Source organism: Pseudomonas sp. FW305-7 (genome assembly GCF_058786735.1).
On record NZ_JBYSZA010000012.1, the window covers coordinates 138,770 to 159,950 of the forward strand.

General features: G+C 58.3%; 18 protein-coding genes and 1 pseudogene. 7 read left to right on the forward strand and 12 right to left on the reverse strand.

The window, feature by feature from the left end:
- Nucleotides 1–39 precede the first annotated feature (39 nt).
- A complete protein-coding gene (locus tag AC3WMT_RS16500; RefSeq protein WP_103304265.1) occupies nucleotides 40–372 on the forward strand; it encodes an MliC family protein in 333 nt (110 codons plus the stop codon).
- A 268-nt stretch (nucleotides 373–640) separates the two neighbouring features.
- Nucleotides 641–1,705 carry a class II fructose-bisphosphate aldolase gene (gene fba / locus AC3WMT_RS16505; RefSeq protein ID WP_003229012.1) on the forward strand — a complete coding sequence of 355 codons (1,065 nt, stop codon included), beginning with the start codon at nucleotides 641–643 and terminating at the stop codon, nucleotides 1,703–1,705.
- Between the two features lie 81 nt (nucleotides 1,706–1,786).
- On the opposite strand, the gene AC3WMT_RS16510 is transcribed toward fba, so the two are convergent.
- Both AC3WMT_RS16510 and AC3WMT_RS16515 read right to left on the reverse strand, forming a co-directional pair.
- On the reverse strand, nucleotides 1,787–2,986 hold the full coding sequence (locus tag AC3WMT_RS16510; protein WP_103304263.1) for a type II toxin-antitoxin system HipA family toxin: 1,200 nt from the start codon (nucleotides 2,984–2,986) through the stop codon (nucleotides 1,787–1,789).
- Nucleotides 2,983–3,234: a helix-turn-helix domain-containing protein gene (locus tag AC3WMT_RS16515; protein WP_103304262.1), complete on the reverse strand. Its 252-nt coding sequence runs from the start codon at nucleotides 3,232–3,234 to the stop codon at nucleotides 2,983–2,985. Before AC3WMT_RS16515 ends, AC3WMT_RS16510 begins: the two co-directional genes overlap by 4 nt.
- Before the next feature lie 116 nt (nucleotides 3,235–3,350).
- Between AC3WMT_RS16515 and AC3WMT_RS16520 the strand changes: the two are divergent.
- Nucleotides 3,351–3,665 (forward strand): annotated as a pseudogene (locus tag AC3WMT_RS16520) (class II fructose-bisphosphate aldolase); the annotation flags it as partial.
- A 63-nt stretch (nucleotides 3,666–3,728) separates the two neighbouring features.
- Here the strand turns inward: AC3WMT_RS16520 and AC3WMT_RS16525 are convergent.
- The 3 genes from AC3WMT_RS16525 to AC3WMT_RS16535 all read right to left on the reverse strand — a co-directional run bounded on the left by AC3WMT_RS16525 (nucleotide 3,729) and on the right by AC3WMT_RS16535 (nucleotide 6,148).
- A complete protein-coding gene (locus AC3WMT_RS16525) occupies nucleotides 3,729–4,079 on the reverse strand; it encodes a hypothetical protein (protein ID WP_103304261.1) in 351 nt (116 codons plus the stop codon).
- A 544-nt stretch (nucleotides 4,080–4,623) separates the two neighbouring features.
- Nucleotides 4,624–4,986 (reverse strand): DUF6124 family protein, encoded by a 363-nt coding sequence (locus AC3WMT_RS16530; RefSeq protein ID WP_103304260.1) that lies wholly within the window; start codon nucleotides 4,984–4,986, stop codon nucleotides 4,624–4,626.
- A 493-nt stretch (nucleotides 4,987–5,479) separates the two neighbouring features.
- Nucleotides 5,480–6,148 carry a polysaccharide lyase family 7 protein gene (locus AC3WMT_RS16535; RefSeq protein WP_103304259.1) on the reverse strand — a complete coding sequence of 223 codons (669 nt, stop codon included), beginning with the start codon at nucleotides 6,146–6,148 and terminating at the stop codon, nucleotides 5,480–5,482.
- Between the two features lie 320 nt (nucleotides 6,149–6,468).
- Here AC3WMT_RS16535 and AC3WMT_RS16540 point away from each other — a divergent pair, with 320 nt between their 5' ends.
- The 3 genes from AC3WMT_RS16540 to AC3WMT_RS16550 are packed head-to-tail and all read left to right on the forward strand — an operon-like array spanning nucleotide 6,469 to nucleotide 9,452.
- Nucleotides 6,469–8,592, forward strand: a complete 2,124-nt coding sequence (locus AC3WMT_RS16540) for a putative bifunctional diguanylate cyclase/phosphodiesterase (RefSeq protein ID WP_103304258.1) — start codon at nucleotides 6,469–6,471, stop codon at nucleotides 8,590–8,592.
- Nucleotides 8,593–8,636: 44 nt separating this feature from the next.
- Nucleotides 8,637–9,131 (forward strand): M48 metallopeptidase family protein, encoded by a 495-nt coding sequence (locus AC3WMT_RS16545; RefSeq protein WP_103304376.1) that lies wholly within the window; start codon nucleotides 8,637–8,639, stop codon nucleotides 9,129–9,131.
- Between the two features lie 24 nt (nucleotides 9,132–9,155).
- Nucleotides 9,156–9,452: a winged helix-turn-helix domain-containing protein gene (locus AC3WMT_RS16550; RefSeq protein WP_007913779.1), complete on the forward strand. Its 297-nt coding sequence runs from the start codon at nucleotides 9,156–9,158 to the stop codon at nucleotides 9,450–9,452.
- A 123-nt stretch (nucleotides 9,453–9,575) separates the two neighbouring features.
- Here the strand turns inward: AC3WMT_RS16550 and AC3WMT_RS16555 are convergent, their stop codons facing one another.
- Nucleotides 9,576–10,028 carry a GNAT family N-acetyltransferase gene (locus AC3WMT_RS16555; protein WP_103304257.1) on the reverse strand — a complete coding sequence of 151 codons (453 nt, stop codon included), beginning with the start codon at nucleotides 10,026–10,028 and terminating at the stop codon, nucleotides 9,576–9,578.
- Nucleotides 10,029–10,283: 255 nt separating this feature from the next.
- On the opposite strand from AC3WMT_RS16555, the gene AC3WMT_RS16560 reads away from it, so the two are divergent.
- The gene (locus AC3WMT_RS16560; protein WP_103304256.1) at nucleotides 10,284–11,021 is read left to right on the forward strand and encodes a substrate-binding periplasmic protein; all 738 of its coding nucleotides are present in this window, start codon (nucleotides 10,284–10,286) and stop codon (nucleotides 11,019–11,021) included.
- Between the two features lie 147 nt (nucleotides 11,022–11,168).
- On the opposite strand, the gene yccS is transcribed toward AC3WMT_RS16560, so the two are convergent.
- From yccS to AC3WMT_RS16590, 6 genes are all read right to left on the reverse strand, one after another.
- Nucleotides 11,169–13,352 (reverse strand): YccS family putative transporter, encoded by a 2,184-nt coding sequence (gene yccS / locus AC3WMT_RS16565; RefSeq protein ID WP_103304255.1) that lies wholly within the window; start codon nucleotides 13,350–13,352, stop codon nucleotides 11,169–11,171.
- A 254-nt stretch (nucleotides 13,353–13,606) separates the two neighbouring features.
- Nucleotides 13,607–14,785 carry a BaiN/RdsA family NAD(P)/FAD-dependent oxidoreductase gene (locus tag AC3WMT_RS16570; protein ID WP_103304254.1) on the reverse strand — a complete coding sequence of 393 codons (1,179 nt, stop codon included), beginning with the start codon at nucleotides 14,783–14,785 and terminating at the stop codon, nucleotides 13,607–13,609.
- A 157-nt stretch (nucleotides 14,786–14,942) separates the two neighbouring features.
- On the reverse strand, nucleotides 14,943–16,280 hold the full coding sequence (gene dbpA / locus AC3WMT_RS16575) for an ATP-dependent RNA helicase DbpA (RefSeq protein WP_242482951.1): 1,338 nt from the start codon (nucleotides 16,278–16,280) through the stop codon (nucleotides 14,943–14,945).
- A 355-nt stretch (nucleotides 16,281–16,635) separates the two neighbouring features.
- Nucleotides 16,636–18,063 (reverse strand): multidrug transporter subunit MdtD, encoded by a 1,428-nt coding sequence (gene mdtD, locus AC3WMT_RS16580; protein ID WP_103304251.1) that lies wholly within the window; start codon nucleotides 18,061–18,063, stop codon nucleotides 16,636–16,638.
- Between the two features lie 148 nt (nucleotides 18,064–18,211).
- A complete protein-coding gene (locus AC3WMT_RS16585) occupies nucleotides 18,212–19,549 on the reverse strand; it encodes a TldD/PmbA family protein (RefSeq protein ID WP_103304250.1) in 1,338 nt (445 codons plus the stop codon).
- A complete protein-coding gene (locus tag AC3WMT_RS16590) occupies nucleotides 19,549–20,991 on the reverse strand; it encodes a TldD/PmbA family protein (protein ID WP_103304249.1) in 1,443 nt (480 codons plus the stop codon). Before AC3WMT_RS16590 ends, AC3WMT_RS16585 begins: the two co-directional genes overlap by 1 nt.
- Between the last annotated feature and the right edge of the window lie 190 nt (nucleotides 20,992–21,181).

Here is a 21,181-nt window from a genome sequence, read left to right on the forward strand (position 1 = left end):
TCAGGGCTGGCGGCATGCGCCGTCAGCCGAGGAACACGGATGAAAGGCTTGATCGCCATTGCGGCGTTGGCATTGTTGGGCGGTTGCGCGCAGTTAAACCTGTTTCAGTCGTCCGCCCCGGCGGATAACTGGACCACCTGGACCTGCGACAGCCAGGCCAAAGTGCTGTGGCGTTACGCCGATGCCAGCCAGAAGGAAGTCGATGTTCGACTGGGTGGCGGCGATCAGGTCTATCGCCTGAAAGAAGAGCCGGGCGCCTCGGGCACGTTGTACAGCGATGGCATGCTGGCGTTTCACGTCAAGGGTGACGAAGGCCTGGTGTACTGGGTCGCCACCAATGACCTGATCGGCCGCGGCTGCAAAGCGCAATAACTGACACACCACCACTCTAATGTGGGGGGCTTTTGTGGCGAGGGGGCTTGCCCCCGTTGGAGTGCGAAGCGCTCCCAAAGCTATTTACGACTGCTGCGCAGCCGAACGGGGGCAAGCCCCCTCGCCACAGAGTTTCAGTGACAAACAGAATTTGCTTTATCGAATCACCAGACCGGGCTTCGACCCCCGATCTGCAATCACTTGAATAGCCGCCGCCGCTCCGGCAGGCTGGCACGATTAACGACCCAAACCGGGAGAGACACACACAATGGCACTTATCAGCATGCGCCAGATGTTGGACCACGCAGCCGAGTTCGGCTACGGCGTTCCAGCCTTCAACGTCAACAACCTTGAGCAGATGCGCGCCATCATGGAAGCCGCTGACAAGACTGACTCCCCGGTGATCGTCCAGGCTTCGGCCGGCGCCCGTAAATACGCTGGCGCGCCGTTCCTGCGTCACCTGATCCTGGCCGCGATCGAAGAATTCCCGCACATCCCGGTGTGCATGCACCAGGATCACGGCACCAGCCCTGACGTCTGCCAGCGCTCGATTCAACTGGGCTTCAGCTCGGTGATGATGGACGGTTCCCTCGGCGAAGACGGCAAGACCCCGACCGACTACGAATACAACGTTCGTGTGACTCAACAGACCGTAGCCATGGCGCACGCCTGCGGCGTTTCGGTTGAAGGTGAGTTGGGCTGCCTGGGTTCGCTGGAAACCGGCATGGCCGGTGAAGAAGACGGTATCGGCGCTGAAGGCGTTCTGGATCACAGCCAAATGCTGACCGACCCGGAAGAAGCCGCTGACTTCGTCAAGAAGACTCAGGTTGATGCCCTGGCCATCGCCATCGGCACCAGCCACGGCGCCTACAAGTTCACCAAGCCACCGACCGGCGACGTGCTGGCGATCGACCGCATCAAGGAAATCCACAAACGCATCCCGAACACCCACTTGGTAATGCACGGTTCCTCGTCGGTGCCACAAGAGTGGCTGGCGATCATCAACCAGTACGGCGGCGACATCAAAGAAACCTACGGCGTACCGGTTGAAGAAATCGTCGAAGGCATCAAGTACGGCGTGCGCAAGGTCAACATCGACACCGACCTGCGTCTGGCATCCACCGGCGCAATGCGTCGCCTGATGGCCACCAACCCGAGCGAATTCGACCCACGTAAATTCTTCGGCGCCACCGTGACTGCAATGCGTGATGTGTGTATCGCTCGTTATGAAGCGTTCGGTACTGCGGGTAATGCTTCGAAGATCAAGCCGATCTCCCTGGAAGCGATGTTCCAGCGTTATCTGAAGGGTGAGTTGAACGCTAAGGTTAACTGAGCCTTGGCTTTGAACCGCTGATACAAGAAACCCGCCGTGAGGCGGGTTTTTTGTGGGCTGCGATGTCTGCGTGCAGTGAAACTATCCAAAAGTCAGAGCAAATGGTGCTGCTGATTGCTTGATGGCAGTAAACACGTGAGGCGCCTGTTCACGATACTGAGAATGGCGCTTCAGCACCTCTTCAACAGCGATGAGCAACTTTTGAATACGCTCTCTGGGCCGCTCGATTTCACAGGTATGAGCAAACTCCAGCAATCCTTGTCGTGAAGCGAACATTGACTTGTTGCCCGCCAGATCCAACGCCAAAACATCTTCCGGAATATAGGCGGTGGTGTTGACGATGTCGTAAGCCGGCGCCAGATGCGCATCGCGTTGCGTGGGTTCTGAATAGAGCAAACCGAAATTTTTCAAATGAGCGTCGCCATTTCCGACGATGCAACTCAGGGCAACGCTATCGAAGAGTTGATCGAGGGACGTGCGCAAGTGTTTCGCCGGGCAAAACACTCGAACAGCCTTCGCGATGGCTGCATAACTTTTGCTGTACTTCTGAGTAGCCGGCAGCCCCATCAACACGGCCATGTCTTCAAAACCGATCGGGTTGAGCTGATCGTCGCGATCAAAGCGGCGCATGACAAATAGCTTGGCGTTGTCGGAAAGATAAAACGGCGGAACGGGAATGCCCGCGTCTTTTGCCATGGACATACAAAGGAATTCGTTGATCGCCAGGCCTGGGAATTCGTCTCTGCCACTTTTGATGATCAGGTCCGAGGTTTTGGATGTCACTCGCGGCAACTCTGCCTCTTGTCGTTCCGGCACCAGCAACTTGGGTTGAACGCCTGAAATGCCTGCCCGCAGGATGTAGCGATCAAGCATGTCGGCGAAGATATCTTCCGTGCCGTCCCACGTGAGAATCTCTTCGAGTTTCTCTCCCGGAAATTCTTGCTCCTCCAACAAAGCATCAACGGTTTCAGAGCGTACGTGAACCCTGCCAATGGGCGATGTGCTTCCGGAAAGCGCCAGTAGCAGCATTGGGTCGACGTTGACTGTCTTGGCCAAGCGATTGCGTAACTGCTCCAGCACATAGCCTTCTGGCAGGTTCATTTGAAAAACAGGGTGCAGTTCGCGCCGACGAAATTCGTCATGCCGTACAGGCATCGAGAGGCTGATGGCCATTTTTGGCGATGCATCTTCGTGATAACGAAAAGTGAAATCCTCGGCGTTGCTGAAAAGTCTGCCGCTATTACCCTGTGGGGTACTGACTTGAAGAGAGGCCATTTTCATTCGAATAAATCCCCAAGCTCTTCAAGGGTTGGCATCGTTGCTGGAACCACCGAGAGTTCGCAGTCCAGAGCAGCCAAAACGCGCGCGTAAGCGATCATGCCGACGGAAAGGGTGCCTTTCTCCACCGCGATGACTTTGTATCGCGTCAGTCCCGCCAGATCGGCAAGCTGAGCCTGCGTCAGGCCACGATTTATACGTTTTTGACGTAATTGGATGCCGAGCCGGTTAATCAACAGAGAGTAGTCCATGTGTCGCTACCGTAACATTTAATATTGAAGGTAGCGTATACGAAACATTTTATCCACGCTTCACTGCGAGCTGCTGCCCTTGCTGATGCACGTTTACTCGTCCATGAAACCGGAAGTGGCTGGCGATCATCAACCAGTACGGCGGCGACATCAAAGAAACCTACGGCGTACCGGTTGAAGAAATCGTCGAAGGCATCAAGTACGGCGTGCGCAAGGTCAACATCGACACGGACCTGCGTCTGGCATCCACCGGCGCAATGCGTCGCCTGATGGCCACCAACCCGAGCGAATTCGACCCACGTAAATTCTTCGGCGCGACCGTGACTGCAATGCGTGATGTGTGTATCGCCCGTTATGAAGCGTTCGGTATTTCTCTGGAAGCGATGTTCCAGCGTTATCTGAAGGGTGAGTTGAACGCTAAGGTTAACTGAGCCTGAGCGTTAATTTGCTGATTCAAGAAACCCGCCGAAAGGCGGGTTTTTTGTGCTCTGGGGTTACCCTCTTGTGAAGTTCATATTGTAGGTCTTACCCACATTCGGCCCGCCTGCGAGAACTTTAACAGTACCGCCCAACTGATTGTCGTTGCCGTCGGACGATTTCAGGGTGATGGTGAGTGAACTGTCTCCATGCCCATATTCATCCCCATCTGAAGCTTTTGCTTTTGCCTGAAGATTAAAAGATCTGGATGTCTTCGCGGTATAGTTCCCGGTGACGGTGAAGTTAAGCCCGTAATATTTCATTTTCCCATTATTTAACTTGCCACCCTGTTGGCTTAGGTCATCAAATGTAAGTGTGGCGGGATTGCTTTCGCCTGTATCAGAGACGGTTCCTTGGAAAGTAAGCATTATTTTCTTAACCTTTTGCTCGCGATATTTAAGGCTCGGGCTAAATTTCAGTCCGAAGTCGGTTTTCCGGTATCACGCTGATGAGGTTAGGTTGAAGTCTGTTTCTTGTAACCTGATAGAAATGACAGTTTTTTATAGTCATTCGCGATGATCTGTTCGGGTAATTCATAAATTCGGTATAAGAAGTTGGAATTTAAGCAGGTCTGTTCCCTTTATTTAAGCAATTTGAGCGAATTCCACCCACGTAAGATCTCCGGAGTCACTGTGATCCCGATGCGTGATGTGTGTATCGCTCGTAATGAAGTATTCGCTACTGCCGGTAATACTTCGAAGACCAAAACGATCTCGCTGGAAGCGATGTTACTGGCGTTATCTGAAGGAAGAGTTGAAGACTAAGGGCAAATAAGTCGGAGCGTTGGACTGTTATAGAATAAACCCGCCGCGGGGCGGGTTTATCTGTGGATGATTTCCCATCAGTGACAAGGAATTGTCACCTACAGCGGACATCCAAGAGGTTTTTAGATGAAAAGTCCGATATGGGTGGCTATTCCTTCAACTCCACGTGATCCAGCGCTTGATTCACTGCCAATTCACCGAGCATGACCACTTGCGCGATGCCCAGCGCTGTCTTGCGGTGTGAGGTGTCGAGCATGGCGGCGAAGTTGTTGAGCATTTCGCTGGCTGAACCCAGGGTTTCGCTGGCGTTGGCCAGCAGGGATTCGGTGTTGTACTTCGGGTTGGCGAGGTACATGGGTTCGGGTTTGTTGGTGCTCGCCATGATGTGGGCGGCGGGGCAGAGGTAATGGTCGAGGGCGCGTTCAGCGGCATCGTTGAGTTTTTTGGAATTGAGGGATTCGTACGGGGAGGCCGGGTCGGTGACCGGCGGGTGAGGCGTTGATTTGATCATTTGCTGAAAACTCCTGATGGAGCCGCTTTGCCTTCTCTACTAAAAGGAGGGTGGCAGCTGTGCGCAGGTTAGTAGACCGGGGAGTTATTCAGCATTGACCGGCGCGCCGAAGCGCCCTGCACACAGCCACCATCAAGTCGGCTAACAAAAGCTGACTGATGCGCCTTGCACATAACTGAAAAACACCACGGGCTACTAAACCCGATCACTGGAAATCAGTGACGCGAATCAAGTTACCGATGGCCCGCCAGGCGCACAAGCCGGCGGATTCTGGCGTACCCGTAGGCAACGACGCAAGCTGTTGTAGGCATCCGGAAGTAACGGCCGACAAAGCTAAACAACCCGTTTAAAGGATGTCCGATTGGCAATAAATAACACTGTGGCGAGGGAGCTTGCTCCCGCTGGACTGCGCAGCAGGCCTCGCTTTTTCAGGGCCGCTGCGCGCCCCAGCGGGAGCAAGCTCCCTCGCCACAGGATGTGTGTCAATAAAGAGTTATTTGTCGTGGTCGATATCGAGTTTGCTGAAGGTGACCTGGCCGCCTTCGCTGGTGTAGCCGGTGTTGTCCTGCACATAGACCCCGGCCTTGAAGTACAGCGGCTTGTTGCGCCACGTCGCACTGATCTGGCTGTCCCACTGATAACCCGCCGCGCTGATGCCGAGTGCGCCGCCGGGGCTCAAGTGGATGAGGTAGTTGAATTCGCGATCCAGTTTGATCCCGGTGGCGAGGGTGATGACCCGGCCCTCGTCGTCATCCGGGTGCATGCGCACCTTGATCACCAGGTTACCGGTCTCGGTTTTGGTCTTGTATTGGTACTCGAGTTTGACCATCGGCTTCTGGCTTTCGTACGCGTGGATCTGGCCGATGACAATCTTGCCGGAGCTGGGCACCTTGTTCACCGTCACGGTGGCACGCAACGAGTTGTCGGCGTCGGGGTAATACCAGTTGCGCAGGGTGCCGTTACTGTAGGTTTCGCGCAGTTCGGTGCGCGGGTAGATGGCGTTTTCGGTTTTTGACCCGGTAACCGGTGACCAGAAGAACAAAGTGCCGGTGTCGGAATGGAAGTACTGATCCTTGAAGCCGTTCACCAGTTTGGAGGTTTCGACGGTGTATGGCGGGCTGCCAACGGGAACGCTGAGGTTCCAGGTTGCGAGGTCGATCATGTCGGTTCTTCCACTCAAGTTTCACTGCACGCACGTGCCAGAAGCTCTAGGCCGCACGTTTTGGGGCGGCCTTTATAAGCGTAGAGGGTTTTTTTGTTAACCGCCGTCCGGCGGACGTTTGGCGTCAACATCCTGTCGAAATGCCATCTTTCCCGGTTTCAGGGGCCTTCACGCGTGACCGTTAGTCGGCTAGACCTGACATTGGTTAAATGATGGCCTGATGACAGCTTCTGCTTTTGCAGATCCGCGACTAGAGTGAAGGCTCAGTATGTGTACGGTTTTTACCGGAACCGGTCTGATGTCCCGACAAGAGAAGCAGCATGGAATGCGTGCAACCCCCGCCAGGTGAAGGCAGCTCTGTCCTTTTGATCGTTGATGATTACCCTGAAAACCTGATCAGCATGCGCGCGTTGCTGCAGCGTCAGGATTGGCACGTGTTGACCGCGGCCTCCGGTTTCGAGGCGCTCAATCTTTTGCTCGAACACGACGTCGATCTGGTGCTGCTGGATGTGCAGATGCCGGGCATGGACGGCTTTGAAGTCGCGCGCCTGATGCGCGGCAGTCAGCGTACGCGCCTCACGCCGATTATCTTCCTCACCGCCAACGAGCAATCCCAGGACGCCGTGATCAAGGGCTACGCCAGCGGCGCGGTGGATTACCTGTTCAAACCGTTTGATCCGCAAATCCTTAAACCGAAAGTGCAGGCGTTGCTGGAACACCAGCGCAATCGCCGCGCGTTGCAGCGCTTGAGTCATGACCTGGAAGTGGCGCGCGCCTTCAATGCCTCGGTGCTGGATAACGCTGCCGAGGGGATATTGGTGGTGGGCGAGGATGGCTTGATCCGCTTTGCCAATCCGGCGATTTCGCGCCTGCTGAACGCGCCGGTGAAGGAGCTGGAGGGTAAGGAATTTCTCGATTATCTGCAGAAACCACATATCCCTCAGTGGGCCGAATCCGATTTTTACGCCAGCTTCAAGCGTGCTGAAACCCTGAGACTTCACGATGCGTTATTGCGCACAGCGCCAGGCCAGCAAGTGCCGGTGGCCTTGTCCTGCGCGGCGCTTCCCACTGAACAACAGGCGATGGTGGTGACGGTTCTCGACATGTCGGTGGTGCGCCACTTGCACCAACAGCTCGAATTTCAAGCCGTGACCGATCCCTTGACCGGGTTACTCAACCGTCGCGGTTTTTACCAGACCGTGGAGAACCTGCTGTTGCGCGGTGAACGCAGCGACAGCAGCTGGGTGCTGCTGTATCTGGACCTCGACGGTTTCAAGCGGGTCAATGATTCCCTTGGCCACGATGCTGGCGACCGCGTGTTGCGTTGGGTGTCCGAGCAGTTGAAGGCGTGTCTGCGGCCGTTCGACATTCTTGCGCGCATGGGCGGCGATGAATTTACGGCACTGCTGGATCTTGAGTTTCCCGAGCAAGCGGCGAAGATTGCCGAGAAACTCATCGAACGTGTGTCGATCTGTCAGCAGATCGAAGGGCTGGACATCGCCCTCGGTGCCAGTATCGGCATCGCGACGTATCCGGATTGCGGTTCGAACCTCGACGGATTACTGCGCGCCTCGGACATCGCCATGTACGAGGCCAAGCGCGCCGGGCGTCAGCAATATCGTTTTTACGATCACGAAATGAATGGTCGGGCGCGCTCGCGTTTGATGCTCGAGGAGAGCGTGCGCACGGCCATCGAAAACCGCGATTTCAATCTGGTCTATCAACCGCAGGTGGCCATCGACAGCGGCCAGATTCGTGGCTTTGAAGCGCTGTTGCGCTGGCAGCACCCGAGCGTTGGCGATGTGCCGCCGGGGTTGTTCTTGCCGTTGCTGGAGGAGGCGCGATTGATCAGCCGTCTCGGCAGCTGGATTTATCATCGCGGTGCCGGTCAGCGCAAAGCCTGGGAAACCCTGTTTGCCGAAGACCTGGTGCTCGGCGTGAGTTTGAGCAACACCCAGTTCAGCCTGCCGAATCTGGTCACCGAGTTGCGTCAGGTCATGGAGCGACATTCTTTGCAGCCACGGCAATTGGAAGTCGAGGTCACCGAAGAAGCATTGATGCAAAACCCGGATGAAACCCGCAAACAACTGCGTTTGCTGCGCAATCTCGGGGTGCGCGTGGCGCTGGACGACTTCGGCTCCGGGCCGTGTTCGCTGACGCATCTGCGTGACCTGGAGCTCGATACACTCAAGCTTGATCGCCATCTGATCGCCCGGTTGCCGGACTCCGAAAGGGACGCTTCGCTGGTGAGCACGGTGATCAACCTGTGCAAGCAATACGGTTTGCTGGTGATTGCCGAAGGTGTCGAAACCATCGAGCAGTATCAATGGCTGCAAGCCCACGGCTGCGAGTATGTGCAAGGCTTCCTCGTCGCACGACCACTGATCGCCGAGGACGTTGCAAGCTTCGCCGCGCCGTTTGACTGGAGCGCACTGCCCGGTTGAATTCGCTACACTGGCGCACCTTTTTCGAACCGTGTCGCTCGTCCATGACTGTGTTGAAGTACCTCCAGGCCTATCCCGCGCAACTTCAGGATCAGGTGCGCCAACTGATCGCCGACGGGCGTCTGGGTGAATACCTGGATCAGCGCTATTCGGGGCGGCACGATGTGCAGAGCGACAAGGCGCTGTACAGCTACGCACTGGACTTGAAGCAGGAATATCTGCGCAACGCCCCGGCCATCGACAAAGTGCTGTTCGACAACCGCCTCGATCTGACCCACCGTGCGCTCGGTCTGCATACCACGGTTTCGCGAGTGCAGGGCGGCAAGCTCAAGGCCAAGAAAGAGATTCGTATCGCCTCGCTGTTCAAGGATGCCGCGCCGGATTTTCTGAAGATGATCGTGGTGCATGAACTGGCGCATTTCAAAGAGTCGGATCACAACAAGGCGTTTTATAAATTGTGTGAGCACATGCTGCCGGGGTATCACCAGGTCGAGTTTGATCTGCGCGTGTACCTGACGTGGCGGGATCTGCAGGCTTAACAGTACGCAACCAGGAAGGTGTGGATGGACGTCAGCAAGACCAAAAGCAGTTTCTACCGCCGCTTGTACGTGGCGTACCTGATCGACAGCGGTCTGGCACCGAGTGTGCCGACGCTGACCGAAGTGACCGGCATGCCCCGGCGCACGGCGCAGGACACGATTGCGGCACTGGCGGATCTGGATATCGTTTGTGAATTCGAGCAGGAAGAGGGCGCACGCAACCATGCCGGGCGCTATCGGATTCGCGAGTGGGGGGCGATTGATCGCGGGTGGATCGAGCGTAATTTGCGGCAGATCAAGGCAGTGCTTGAGTATCCCTGAGCTGTGTATCGATTGAGCTGACGCCATCGCTGGCAAGCCAGCTCCCACAGGTTTGTCTGTCATTCACAAAAAGTGTGTTTGCCGCAGATCTCTGTGGGAGCTGGCTTGCCAGCGATGGGGCTTTCAGGAGCGACGCATCCCGATATGCGGAATGTCATCCTCCAGATACTCCTCACCCGCCACCACAAACCCGTACTTGCCGTAATACCCCTGCAAATGCGCTTGTGCCGACAGATAGATCGGCACCTGTGGCCAATGCTTCTCGGCCTGTTTCAGCGCCTGTTCCATCATTTCGTGCCCAAGCCCTTTGCCTCGCCCTTGCGGCGCAGTTATCACCCGGCCGATCACCACGTCACCGCCCTGGGATTCCGGATCCAGCAGGCGCAGATACGCCATCAACTGGTCATCCTCCCAACCCATCAAATGATAGGTGTCACCGTCCAGATCCTGGCCATCGAGGTCGGGGTAGGCGCATTTCTGTTCGACCACGAAGACTTCCGAACGCAGTTTCAGCAATGCGTACAACTGTTCTTTGCCCAAATCACTGTGATGTTTGCAGACCCATTCGATTGTCATTTTTCGATTCCTTGAAGGCGTCGCCCGATACTAAGCGCAGACGCCAAAGATGTCTGTATGGCTGAAGAGTCTGTGATAAAGGTCAAAATGCCATCATTCCTTTCTCGCGACGGTGTCTTCTTTGTGTAATCTGCTGGAGAGCGCTGTGCACTGGCTTCAATGAGCTAACGTTAGGGCCTGGGTTTCGCCGGTAAGGGGCCTTGGGTTTTGACTGAAAAATACGCCGGGCAGCTCGCCCGCTAAGGATTTTCAAGCATGCCGCGATTGCATCGAGCCTTTGCTTTGATCGGATTGCTCTTGCTGGGTCAGAACGCTGCAGCCGATAAGCTGCGGCTGGTATTCGATATCTGGCCACCCTTTACCGACGACACGCTGGTCAATGGCGGCCTGGCCACCGACATCGTCAGCACCGCGCTGGCCCGGGCCGGTTATGCCAGCGGTTATGAACAGGTGCCGTGGGCACGGGCGCTGCTGGGTGTCGGCGAAGGCCGTTACGATGTACTGGTCAACGCCTGGTACAACGATGAGCGGACGAAACTCGGGCAGTTTTCCGGTGAGTACCTGCTCAACCGCATCCGCTTCCTCAAGCGCAAAGACACGCCGCTTGAATACTCCAATCTGCAGCAATTGCACACATACCCGATTGCAGTGGTGCGCGGTTATGCCTATTCGCCGCCATTTGATGCCGACACGGCGTTGCAGAAAGTCCCTGTGCATAACTTCGCCATGGCGGTGCGCATGCTGGCGGCGGACCGGGTCAAGTTGACGCTGGAGGACGAGTATGTCGCGAAGTACTACCTGGCGCGGGAATCAGCCAAGGTGCGCAATTCGGTGGAGTTCTTGCCCAAACCGTTGAGCGAGAACAGCCTGCATATATTGGTGAGTCTGAAAAATCCGCAGCATGAGCAGATCGTGGCGGGGTTTGATCGGGCGATAGCGGCGATGAAGGCGGATGGCAGTTATGACCGGTTGCTGAGGCAGCATGGGATGTAGGTGTCTGATCCCAGAGTTGTGTTGTTGCTGAGGGCCTCATCGCTGGCAAGCCAGCTCCCACAGGGTTCTTTGGTGAAGCACAATTTTGTGAATCACTCGACCCACTGTGGGAGCTGGCTTGCCAGCGATGAGGCCAGTCAGGCCACCTCAAACTTCGGAGGTGTCCTTGATCAAATGCGCCGCCAGCGTACGCAACGGCCCCAGCTGCCGGCAGATCAACGCCAATTGCGTCTGCACCAGGCGCTGCCCTTCATCAATCTCATCGGGCATCTGCTCCAGTTCGTTGGCCAGCGCTTCTTCTTCATCACTCTGAATCGCAATCGGCTGCTTGCTCGCCAGCCCTTGGGCGATTTCGTCGATACTCGTCGCGAGTTGTACGCCGGCACCATCAATCAAATGCTCACGCACATCGGCCGGCAACTGCGTCTCGCGGTGCGCACCCAGCCCTGACAGGTAACTGAGCAAGGTGTGCGACAGCACCAGAAAGCGGAAACCGACATCCGCTTCTTTGCGGAAATGCCCCGGCTCCATCAGCATGTTCGCCAGTGTCGTCGACAGCGCCGCGTCGGCGTTATGCGCGTTGCGTCGGGCCAGACGATAAGCGAGGTCGTCGCTCTTGCCGGCGGCATATTGCTGCATGATCTGGCGCAGGTAGATGCTGTTGCAGGTCAGGGTGTTGGCCAGCACTTTGTTCAGGCGTCGGCCCTGCCAGTCCGGCAGGAACAGGAACACCGTCAGGCCCGCAATCAGGCTGCCAAGCAAGGTATCGAACAGTCGCGGCAGGAACAGCCCGTAACCGTCGCCGACCTGGTTGAAGCAGAACAGCACCATGATGGTGATCGCAGCGGTCGCCAGGGTGTAACGGGTGGTGCGGTTGGTAAAGAACACCACGCCGGCGGCAATGGCGAAACACGATTGCACCAACGGACTCGGGAACAGATCGAACAGCGCCCATGCCACGGTCAGGCCGATGGCCGTGCCGAAAATCCGCTGACCGAGTTTGCGCCGCGTGGCGCCGTAGTTCGGCTGGCAGACGAACAGGGTGGTGAGGATGATCCAGTAGCCTTGCGACGGGTGAATCAGGTGCACCATGCCGTAGCCGATACTCAGGGCCAATGGCAGGCGCAGGGCGTGACGGAACAACAGTGACGTTGGCGTAAGCTGCGTGCGCAAACGAATCCAGACATCCTTGAGATTGCGTGGTGAGCGGTCGAGCAAGCTGCTGTCGGTCGCATCGGCCAAGGCGTCGGGGTTACTCGCGTCGCTGAGCAAACGGTCGAGGGTGCCGAGGTTGGCTGCCAGTGCGCGCAACGAACGCAGGAGTCCGCGCCATGCCGGATTGCTCTGGATGCGCAGGTGTTCGAGGGAGGCGTCGAGGTCGCTCAGCGCTTCGGCGAAACTGGCGTCATAGATGAACGGCTGGCGCATCTGGATCGATTCGGCCAGTGCGCGGCAGGCTTTGCCTTGCTGGCGCAATAGGCGTTGGCAGCGGAACAGCACGTCACTGTGGAAAAACGCTTCGGCCAAGGCGTTGTACGGATAGTGCGAGGAGCTGGCGCGTTCGTGGATGTCCTGGGCGAGGAAGTACAGCTTCAGGTAACGGCTGACTTTCGAGCCGGGGCGACCGTTGCCGACCCGGTGCAGAATGATTTCCTTGGCACTGTTCAGTGCCGCAACCACGCGGCCATTTTGCTGGGCCAGCTCCAGCCGTCGTGCTTCGACGTCCATCTGCCGGATCGGCTCGAACAGCGACGATTTCAGCTTCAGATAAAACCCCAGTTCGCGGAACAACCGCGCCAGGCTCTGCTGTACCGGCTGATTGGAAAACATCGCCTGCCACAACACCGAGAGCAAGCCGTACCACGCCGCACCCGCCACCAGCAGCATCGGTTCGTGCCAGAAATCAGTGACCGCACCACCGCGTTGATCGACGCCGATCATCGTGTACACGGAAAGAATCAACGTTGCCGAGGCAATCGCCCCATAACGCTCGCCGAGCGCACCGAGCATGGTCAGGCCGAAGCTGGCCAGCGCCAAGGCAATGGCAAACACGATGGGGTAGGGGAAGAGCAATTCCACCGACAGCGCGGCGATGCTGAAGCACACCAGCGTCACGGCGAGGGCATTGAGGCGGCCCTGCCAACTGTCGTCGGTCTCGGCCAGGGCGCTGGCGATAATGCCGAGGAACAACGGGATCAGCAGGCCCATTTCATCCTGATACCAACACAGCGCCATGCTGCCGGTCAGGGCGATGAACACCCGCACGCTGTAGCTGAATTTATCCAGCGCCCACAGGCGCCGCAAAGACTGACGAAACGAGGTCGAGGACATGAAGTGCGAAGGCCTTCCGAGGCGATGCCGCTAAATTGAGCCAGTAATGACGCCGACGCAATGGCGCCGATCACATCTGACAGCAAAAAGTGTTCCTTTGAGATCTTGTGCTGGATTAAATCTTGAATTGGGCACGGAACCCTGTGGGAGCTGGCTTGCCAGCGATGGCTGCCTGACAGTCAACAATGATGTTGGATCTGCCGGCCTCATCGCTGGCAAGCCAGCTCCCACAGGTTTTTGTATTTAGCTTTGAATTAAGCGTACTGCGCAGCAGCGTATCCGGAGGCCCAGGCCCACTGGAAGTTGAAGCCGCCCAGGTGGCCGGTGACGTCGAGCACTTCGCCGATGAAGTACAGGCCGGGGCTTTTCAGTGATTCCATGGTTTTCGAGGACACTTCGCGAGTATCGACGCCACCGAGTGTTACTTCAGCGGTGCGATAACCCTCAGTCCCCGCCGGCACGACTTTCCAGCTACCCAGCTTCTCGGCGATCTCCGCCAGTTCCGCGTGGGTGTACTGCTTCATCGGCTTGGAGACGAACCAGTTGTCCGCCAGCAGGTTGGCCATCTTCTTGGTGAAGATTTCACCCAGCAACGTTTTCAGCTCGCTATTGGGGCGTTCGGCCACTTGCTGTTGCAGCCAGCTCGCCGCGTCGTGATCCGGCAGCAAGTTGATCTCCACCGTGTCGCCGGATTCCCAGAACGAGGAAATCTGCAGGATCGCCGGACCACTGAGGCCACGGTGCGTGAACAGGATATTCTCGCGAAAGCTCTGCTCGTTGCAGCTGACCAGGCAATCCACCGACGTTCCGGACAGTTCGGTGCATAGTTCCTTGAGCTGATCGGTGATGGTGAATGGCACCAGACCGGCGCGGGTCGGCAGCAGTTCATGGCCGAACTGCTTGGCGACCTGATAACCGAAACCGGTGGCGCCCAGCGTCGGGATCGACAGACCACCCGTGGCAATTACCAGCGACTGGCACTGGACCTGGCCGAGGGTGGTGTCGAGCAGGTAGCCATTTTCGACTTTCTCGATGGTCTGGATCGAGGTGTCCAGACGCAGGTCGACACCGACTTGATCGCATTCGGTCAGAAGCATTTCGAGGATGTCGCTGGATTTGTTATCGCAGAACAACTGGCCGAGTTTCTTCTCGTGGTACGGCACGGCGTGCTTGCCGACCATGCCGATGAAATCCCACTGGGTGTAACGCGCCAGTGCCGATTTGCAAAAATGCGGGTTCTGCGAGAGGAAATTGCTCGGTTCAGTGTACATGTTGGTGAAATTGCAGCGACCACCGCCCGACATCAGGATTTTCTTGCCGGCCTTGTTCGCGTGGTCGAGCAGCAACACCTGACGCCCGCGCCCGGCGGCGGTCAGTGCACACATCAACCCAGCGGCGCCAGCGCCAATGATCACGACTTCGGTAGAGCGCAAAACGGTGTCCTCACACAAATTTCAAAATCACCGGTGACCCATGTGGGAGCGGGCTTGCCCGCGATGAGGCCTGCACATTCAACATAGATGTTGTCTGTCAGTCCGTCATCGCGGGCAAGCCCGCTCCCACAGGGATCTTCGTCGGATAGAAGATCGATTACAAAATACGTACGCGCAACGAACGGCCCTTGATCTTGCCGTCGTTCAAACGCTGCAAAGCCTGCATGGCCACAGTGCGGTCAACCGCCACGTAGGCCTGGAAATCAAAGATTGCGATCTTGCCAACCTGCGCACCCGGAATGCCGGCGTCGCCGGTCAATGCGCCAAGAATGTCGCCCGGACGCACCTTGTCTTTTCGACCAGCGCCGATGCACAGGGTAGTCATTGGCGGTTGCAGCGGGGCAAGGCCCTGGGACTTGAGGTTGTCGACCTGATCCCAGTTCAGCGGCGATTTCTGCAGTTGTTCGATGGCTTGAGCGCGGTGTGCTTCGCCCGGGGCAACCAGACTGATCGCAATGCCTTTCTCGCCAGCACGACCGGTACGGCCGACGCGGTGAATGTGGATTTCCGAATCGCGGGCCAGTTCGACGTTGATCACCATGTCCAGCGCATCGATGTCCAGACCACGGGCGGCAACGTCGGTGGCAACCAGTACCGAAGTACTGCGGTTGGCGAACATCGCCAGCACCTGGTCGCGGTCACGCTGTTCCAGATCGCCGTGCAGGCCGACGGCGGAAATGCCCTTGGCGGTCAGGTGATCGACAGTTTCCTGAACCTGCTGCTTGGTAAAGCAGAACGCCACGCAGGACGCCGGGCGGAAGTGGTGCAGGACTTTGGTCACTACGCTCATCCGGTCTTCCGGGGAAATCTCGTAGAAACGCTGCTCGATCTGCGTGTCATCGTGGAACGCTTCGGCTTTCACCGTTTGCGGGTCACGCATGAATTTCGAGGCGAGTTGTTTGATGCCCACCGGGTAAGTCGCGGAGAACAGCAGGGTCTGACGACGCTCTGGCGTCTTGACGATGATGTCTTCGATGGCGTCGTAGAAACCCATGTCGAGCATGCGGTCGGCTTCGTCGAGGATCAGCGTGTTCAGGCCATCGAGCACCAGCGAGCCCTTGCGCAGGTGCTGCTGAATGCGCCCCGGGGTGCCGACGATGATGTGCGCGCCGTGTTCCAGCGAAGCGATCTGCGGGCCGAACGACACGCCGCCGCACAGGGTCAGGACCTTGATGTTGTCTTCGGCACGGGCCAGACGACGAATTTCCTTGGCAACCTGATCGGCCAGCTCACGGGTCGGGCAGATCACTAGCGCCTGGCAACCGAAGTAGCGCGGGTTGATCGGGTTGAGCAGGCCGATGCCGAACGCAGCGGTTTTGCCGCTGCCGGTCTTGGCCTGGGCGATAAGGTCCATCCCCTTGAGGATCACCGGCAAGCTCTGCGCCTGGATCGGCGTCATCTGGGCATAACCGAGTGAGTCGAGGTTAGCCAGCATGGCGGCGGACAGCGGCAGAGTATTAAAAGCGGTGGCGATGGTGGTCACGGGACTGGCCTGCAAAACAAAATGTCGCGCAGTGTAGCAGCCCCGGGCCACTTTCCTCGAAAGTTCTGGACGAACAGCGACTGAATCAACAGCTCAGAGTTGTTCCCGGACCGCATTTGAACCTGTGGCAGAGGAGCCTCTGTGGTGAGGGGATTTATCCGCGATGGGCTGCGAAGCAGCCCCAAAACCTGCCGCCTCAGTGCATCAGACTGATCGCATTCAGCTTTCTTGGGGTCGCTGCGCAACCCGTCGGGGATAAATCCCCTCACCACAAAGCTCCCTCGCCACAAAAGCCCTTCAGCGCAAATCAGTGTTCGATGTGCTCTTCCGGGCGTTTGGCGCGGCGGCCGTCTTCTTTCGACAGTTGCGAGAAAATTGTCGCCGCCAGCATCGCCATGATCCCGACCGTGACGAAGGTCAGCTGGAACGCGCCCAATACGGTCTCGACGCCATCGTTACCAATCTCCGCTGTGAACCCGCCGAGCAGCGCGCCCGCGCAAGCAACCCCAAGACTCAAGGACAACTGCGCCACCACCGAGAGCAAACTGTTGCCGCTGCTGGCGCTCGCATCATCCAGATCAATCAACGTCACCGTATTCATCGCCGTAAATTGCAGCGAGTTGATCGCGCCGAGAACCGCCAGCAGACACAGCAGCAGCCAGTACGGTGTCTGCTCGCTGACCAGGCCCATGCTCGCCAGCATGATCCCCAGCGCCAGTGTGTTGCCGGTCAGCACAATGCGATAACCGAGACGTTCGATCAGCGGCCGCGCCACCCATTTGGCGACCATCGCCGCAGCGGCCAGCGGCAGCATGCTCATCCCCGCTTGCGACGGCGAATAACCGAGCGCCACTTGCAGCAGCAACGGCACCAGAAAAGGTAAAGCGCCGCTGCCCAGACGGGCGAACAGATTGCCGAGAATGCCCACGGCAAAGGTGCGGGTCTTGAACAGTGACGGCGCGAACAGCGGGTTTTCGATGTGTCCGGCGCGCAACCAATACGCCGCCAGACAGGCCATGCCGCCGAACAACAGCAACATCACCCGCAGGTGCGGCAGGTGCAGTTCGCCAAGCCCTTCCATGGCGATGGTGATCAGAATCATCGCCGCGCCAAACAACAGAAAGCCCAAGCTATCGAAGCGCGTGCGCTCGGTGCCGCGCAGGTCGGGGATGAACTTCCACACCGCGTAGCAGCCGATGACGCCGACCGGCAGGTTGATCAGGAAGATCCAGTGCCACGTCAGGTATTCGACCATCCAGCCGCCCATGGTCGGGCCGATCAACGGGCCGAGCAGGCCGGGGATGGTGATGAAACCCATGATCCGCACCAGTTCCGATCTTGGATAGGCACGTAAAACCACCAGTCGACCGACCGGCAACATCAGCGCGCCGCCCAAGCCCTGGATGACGCGGGCGCCGACCAGCATGCTCAGGCTGCTCGACAACGCGCAGAGCAGCGAGCCGAAGCTGAACAGCAGGATCGCGCCGAAGAAGATTTTCTTGGTGCCGAAGCGGTCGGCGATCCACCCGGAAGCGGGGATCAACAACGCCACGGTGAGCATGTAGGAGATGACCACACCCTGCATGCGCAGAGGGTCTTCGGCCAGATCGCGGGCCATGGCCGGCAGGGCGGTGTTGAGGATGGTCCCGTCGAGGGACTGCATGAAGAACGCAATGGCGACGACCCACGGCAACCAGCGGGCGGTGATGGCGTCGAGAGGCGGGCGAGTGGGCATGGAACCTCTGAGAAAGTGGATCAGACGGAACACTACCCTGTGGGAGCTGGCTTGCCAGCGATGAGGCCCTCAGATTCAACATCGTTGTTGCCTGAAAGTCCGCCATCGCTGGCAAGCCAGCTCCCACAGGTACTGCGGTGTTGCGGTATTACAAGGTCAAGGTCAGTCGGCTCACCAGCGCCCCCGGCAGCAACGCCGAGGAAGTATTGCGCTGGCTATACGTACTCGCCGACAGCAGCAACTCACGCTCGGCGGTCAGTGCTTCCAGCTGCGAACCCAGCAGGCTGTAGGCGCTGTCATCGAAACGCATGGTGCTGACCGGGGCCTGGATTTCGCCGTTCTCGACCCAGAAGGTCGCGAAGCGGGTCATGCCGGTCATGCGCGCCGCCGGTTGATCCGAGAAGTTCAGGTACCACAGGTTGCTGATGTACAGCCCGGTGCCCAATTGCTTGAGGATCTCTGCTTGCGACAGATCACCGGCAGCCATGTTCAATGCACTCGGCGATTCACCGCCGCTGGCACCGTTGGCCGTCAGGCCGTATTCGGCCGCACTGCGCGAACCGACCAATTGATCGCCAGCCTTGCCTTCGACGATCAGGCGCAGATCGCTGCGTGGATAACCTTCACCGGAAAACGCCGGGCTCAACGATTCGCTGACTTTCTCATCCAGCGACACCAGCGGGCTGAACGCCTGATCGCCGACATAGAGCTTCTGCAACGGGCTGCTTTTGCTCGCGATCGATTGCGCCGAGAAACCGCCCCAGCTCAGCATGCCCATGATTTCTTCCAGCGCCGCCGGCGCCAGATACGCGCGGTATTGCCCCGGTGCCAAGGTGCGCAACGGCCGACCAAGGAATTCCAGTTGCTCGCGCGCCTGCTGGAAGCGTTTGGCGAAACCATCGCTGCTCCAGTCGTGCCCGGCGTAACTGGCCTTCACGGCCTCGCCGTTCTCGTGGAACAGGCTGAAATCGAAGTTGAAGCTGTTCGCCTGATGCCAGCCGAAGGCGCCTGAAGAACTGGCGAAACCACGGCTGATCGGGCCGGCGGCATAGAAGCCCACCAGGTCCAGACCTTCGGCGGCGGCGCAGATTTCGTCGACCACCTGCTCGGTGTCCGGCAGCGGATGTTCCTGCACGTTATTGCTCTGCCAGCCATTGTGGTTGAGCAACAGATACGGATCCTGCGGCAGCAGCGGCAGGGTTTCGCGCAATTGTTGCAGACCTTCGGCGAGGCGTTGCAGGTCGCCTTCCAGATCACCGGAGAGGGTGATGTGCAAGTCGGCATGGCGGCCGTCGTTGATCAGTTTCAGGCCGACATCGGCCTGCTGCACTTGCCCGGCCTGACGCACCTTGGCGTGGTTGAAACGCACGAACGCCGACGATTCGGCGGCATAGCTGAGGGTGAACTGTTCCGGCTCGCGCACTGTGTCGCGCAGCCAGTTGACCAGTACTTTAAAGGCCTCAGCCTGATTCTTGACCGTACTCATCAGGCGTCTCCCCCAAACACATCAACATTGCTGAATACGCAGGCCGGCGAAGCGTGGCCGACGCGGATCACCTGGTTCGGTTCGCCCTTGCCGCAGTTTGGCGTGCCCAGCACCTTGACGGTGTTGGCGTCGCCGACGGCGCGCAGGCTTTTCCAGAAGTGCGCGGAAATCGCCCGGTAGTTCGGGTTTTTCACCACGCCTTTGAGTTCGCCGTTTTCGATCAACTGGCCCCATTCGCAGCCGAACTGGAATTTGTTGCGTGCATCGTCAATCGACCACGAGCGGTTGGTGCTCATCAAAATGCCGTGCTCGATGCCTTCGATCAGCTTGTTCAGCGGCTGGTCGCCCGGTTCGATATTGAGGTTGGCCATACGGTCGATCGGCGCGCGGTTCCAGCCACAGGCGCGGCTGTTGGCGACACCGTCGAGACCAGCGCGGAACTGCGACAGCGCACCGCCCAATGGTCGCAGCAGCAGGCCCTCGCGAATCAGGAATTGCTTGCTGGCCTTGCTGCCATCGTCGTCGTGGCCGTAACTGGCGAGTTCTTCGGGAATGCCCGGATCGAAGGTCACGTTGAGCAGTTTCGAGCCGTACTGCAGGCTGCCGAAATCAGATGCTTTGACGAAACTGGTACCGGCGTAATTGCGCTCGTCACCGAGAATGCGGTCGAGCTCCAGCGGGTGGCCGATGGATTCGTGGATCTGCAGCATCATCTGATCGGGCATCAACAGCAGGTCGCGCGGCCCTTGCGGGGTGTTGGGCGCGAGCAGCAGTTGCAGGGCCTGATCGGCCACCTGCGGACCGGCACCAACCAGGCCGCAGCGGCTGATCACGTCAGCGCCGCCCTGTTGGCCGAAGTTCTCACGGCCGAGGCTGCGGGTCTGGCTGTCGTTGCCGTCGTAGGCGGTGACGTCGAGGCCTGGGTAGACGAAGCGCTGGGCCTGACGCAATTCGGCTCCGGCGCTGCTCAGGTAGATCTGCTCGACATGGGTAATGCCGATGCTCACTTCCCAATTCACCAGGCGCTCATCCTTTGGCACCGAGGCGGATTCCGCGCCGAGCAACTCAAAGCATTCGCTCAGGGACGGGAAGGGTTGTTCGAGATTGGGTGAAAAGTAGTCAGCGCGGTCGCTGGAAACGAGCTGATCGCGCAGGTCGAGCAGCGCGTGCGGCTTGAGCCGACGGGCTTGCAGCTCGGCGCGTTCAAGCGCGGCTTGCAGGCCTTGTTGCGAGAGGTCGTTGGTCGCCGCATAGGCTTCAACGCCATTGACGCGAACGGTAAGCATCGCGCCTTCATCACGGCTCAGGCTTGGCGGTTCGGCGACGTTCTTGCGCACCGACAAATACTGGCCGGACTCGCGTACATACCGCAGGGAAAAAAACTCAGCGCCCGTGCGCAAGGCAGCGAAGCGCTGCTTGAGCTGGGGGTGGAAATCGAACATTCGGGAACCTCCTTGTTATGGAGTTGCGGGGTGAGGCGATTCGGCGGGGAGGGGTGAAACGGTTGCGCGAGGTCTAGAGTAGGCCTGCGTGGGGGTAGGATCAAGTGAAGAGGGGGTGTAGGGGGATTTACTTGAAGCAGAGGGATTTGTGCTGAATGTGAGGGCCTCATCGCTGGCAAGCCAGGCTCCC

Excerpts from the sequence above, each read along its gene's own strand:
- AC3WMT_RS16500 (WP_103304265.1), top strand. The coding sequence starts at position 40 with ATGAAAGGCTTGATCGCCATTGCGGCGTTGGCATTGTTGGGCGGTTGC.
- fba (WP_003229012.1), top strand. The coding sequence starts at position 641 with ATGGCACTTATCAGCATGCGCCAGATGTTGGACCACGCAGCCGAGTTC.
- AC3WMT_RS16510 (WP_103304263.1), bottom strand. The coding sequence starts at position 2,986 with ATGAAAATGGCCTCTCTTCAAGTCAGTACCCCACAGGGTAATAGCGGC.
- AC3WMT_RS16515 (WP_103304262.1), bottom strand. The coding sequence starts at position 3,234 with ATGGACTACTCTCTGTTGATTAACCGGCTCGGCATCCAATTACGTCAA.
- AC3WMT_RS16525 (WP_103304261.1), bottom strand. The coding sequence starts at position 4,079 with ATGCTTACTTTCCAAGGAACCGTCTCTGATACAGGCGAAAGCAATCCC.
- AC3WMT_RS16530 (WP_103304260.1), bottom strand. The coding sequence starts at position 4,986 with ATGATCAAATCAACGCCTCACCCGCCGGTCACCGACCCGGCCTCCCCG.
- AC3WMT_RS16535 (WP_103304259.1), bottom strand. The coding sequence starts at position 6,148 with ATGATCGACCTCGCAACCTGGAACCTCAGCGTTCCCGTTGGCAGCCCG.
- AC3WMT_RS16540 (WP_103304258.1), top strand. The coding sequence starts at position 6,469 with ATGGAATGCGTGCAACCCCCGCCAGGTGAAGGCAGCTCTGTCCTTTTG.
- AC3WMT_RS16545 (WP_103304376.1), top strand. The coding sequence starts at position 8,637 with ATGACTGTGTTGAAGTACCTCCAGGCCTATCCCGCGCAACTTCAGGAT.
- AC3WMT_RS16550 (WP_007913779.1), top strand. The coding sequence starts at position 9,156 with ATGGACGTCAGCAAGACCAAAAGCAGTTTCTACCGCCGCTTGTACGTG.
- AC3WMT_RS16555 (WP_103304257.1), bottom strand. The coding sequence starts at position 10,028 with ATGACAATCGAATGGGTCTGCAAACATCACAGTGATTTGGGCAAAGAA.
- AC3WMT_RS16560 (WP_103304256.1), top strand. The coding sequence starts at position 10,284 with ATGCCGCGATTGCATCGAGCCTTTGCTTTGATCGGATTGCTCTTGCTG.
- yccS (WP_103304255.1), bottom strand. The coding sequence starts at position 13,352 with ATGTCCTCGACCTCGTTTCGTCAGTCTTTGCGGCGCCTGTGGGCGCTG.
- dbpA (WP_242482951.1), bottom strand. The coding sequence starts at position 16,280 with ATGCTGGCTAACCTCGACTCACTCGGTTATGCCCAGATGACGCCGATC.
- mdtD (WP_103304251.1), bottom strand. The coding sequence starts at position 18,063 with ATGCCCACTCGCCCGCCTCTCGACGCCATCACCGCCCGCTGGTTGCCG.
- AC3WMT_RS16585 (WP_103304250.1), bottom strand. The coding sequence starts at position 19,549 with ATGAGTACGGTCAAGAATCAGGCTGAGGCCTTTAAAGTACTGGTCAAC.
- AC3WMT_RS16590 (WP_103304249.1), bottom strand. The coding sequence starts at position 20,991 with ATGTTCGATTTCCACCCCCAGCTCAAGCAGCGCTTCGCTGCCTTGCGC.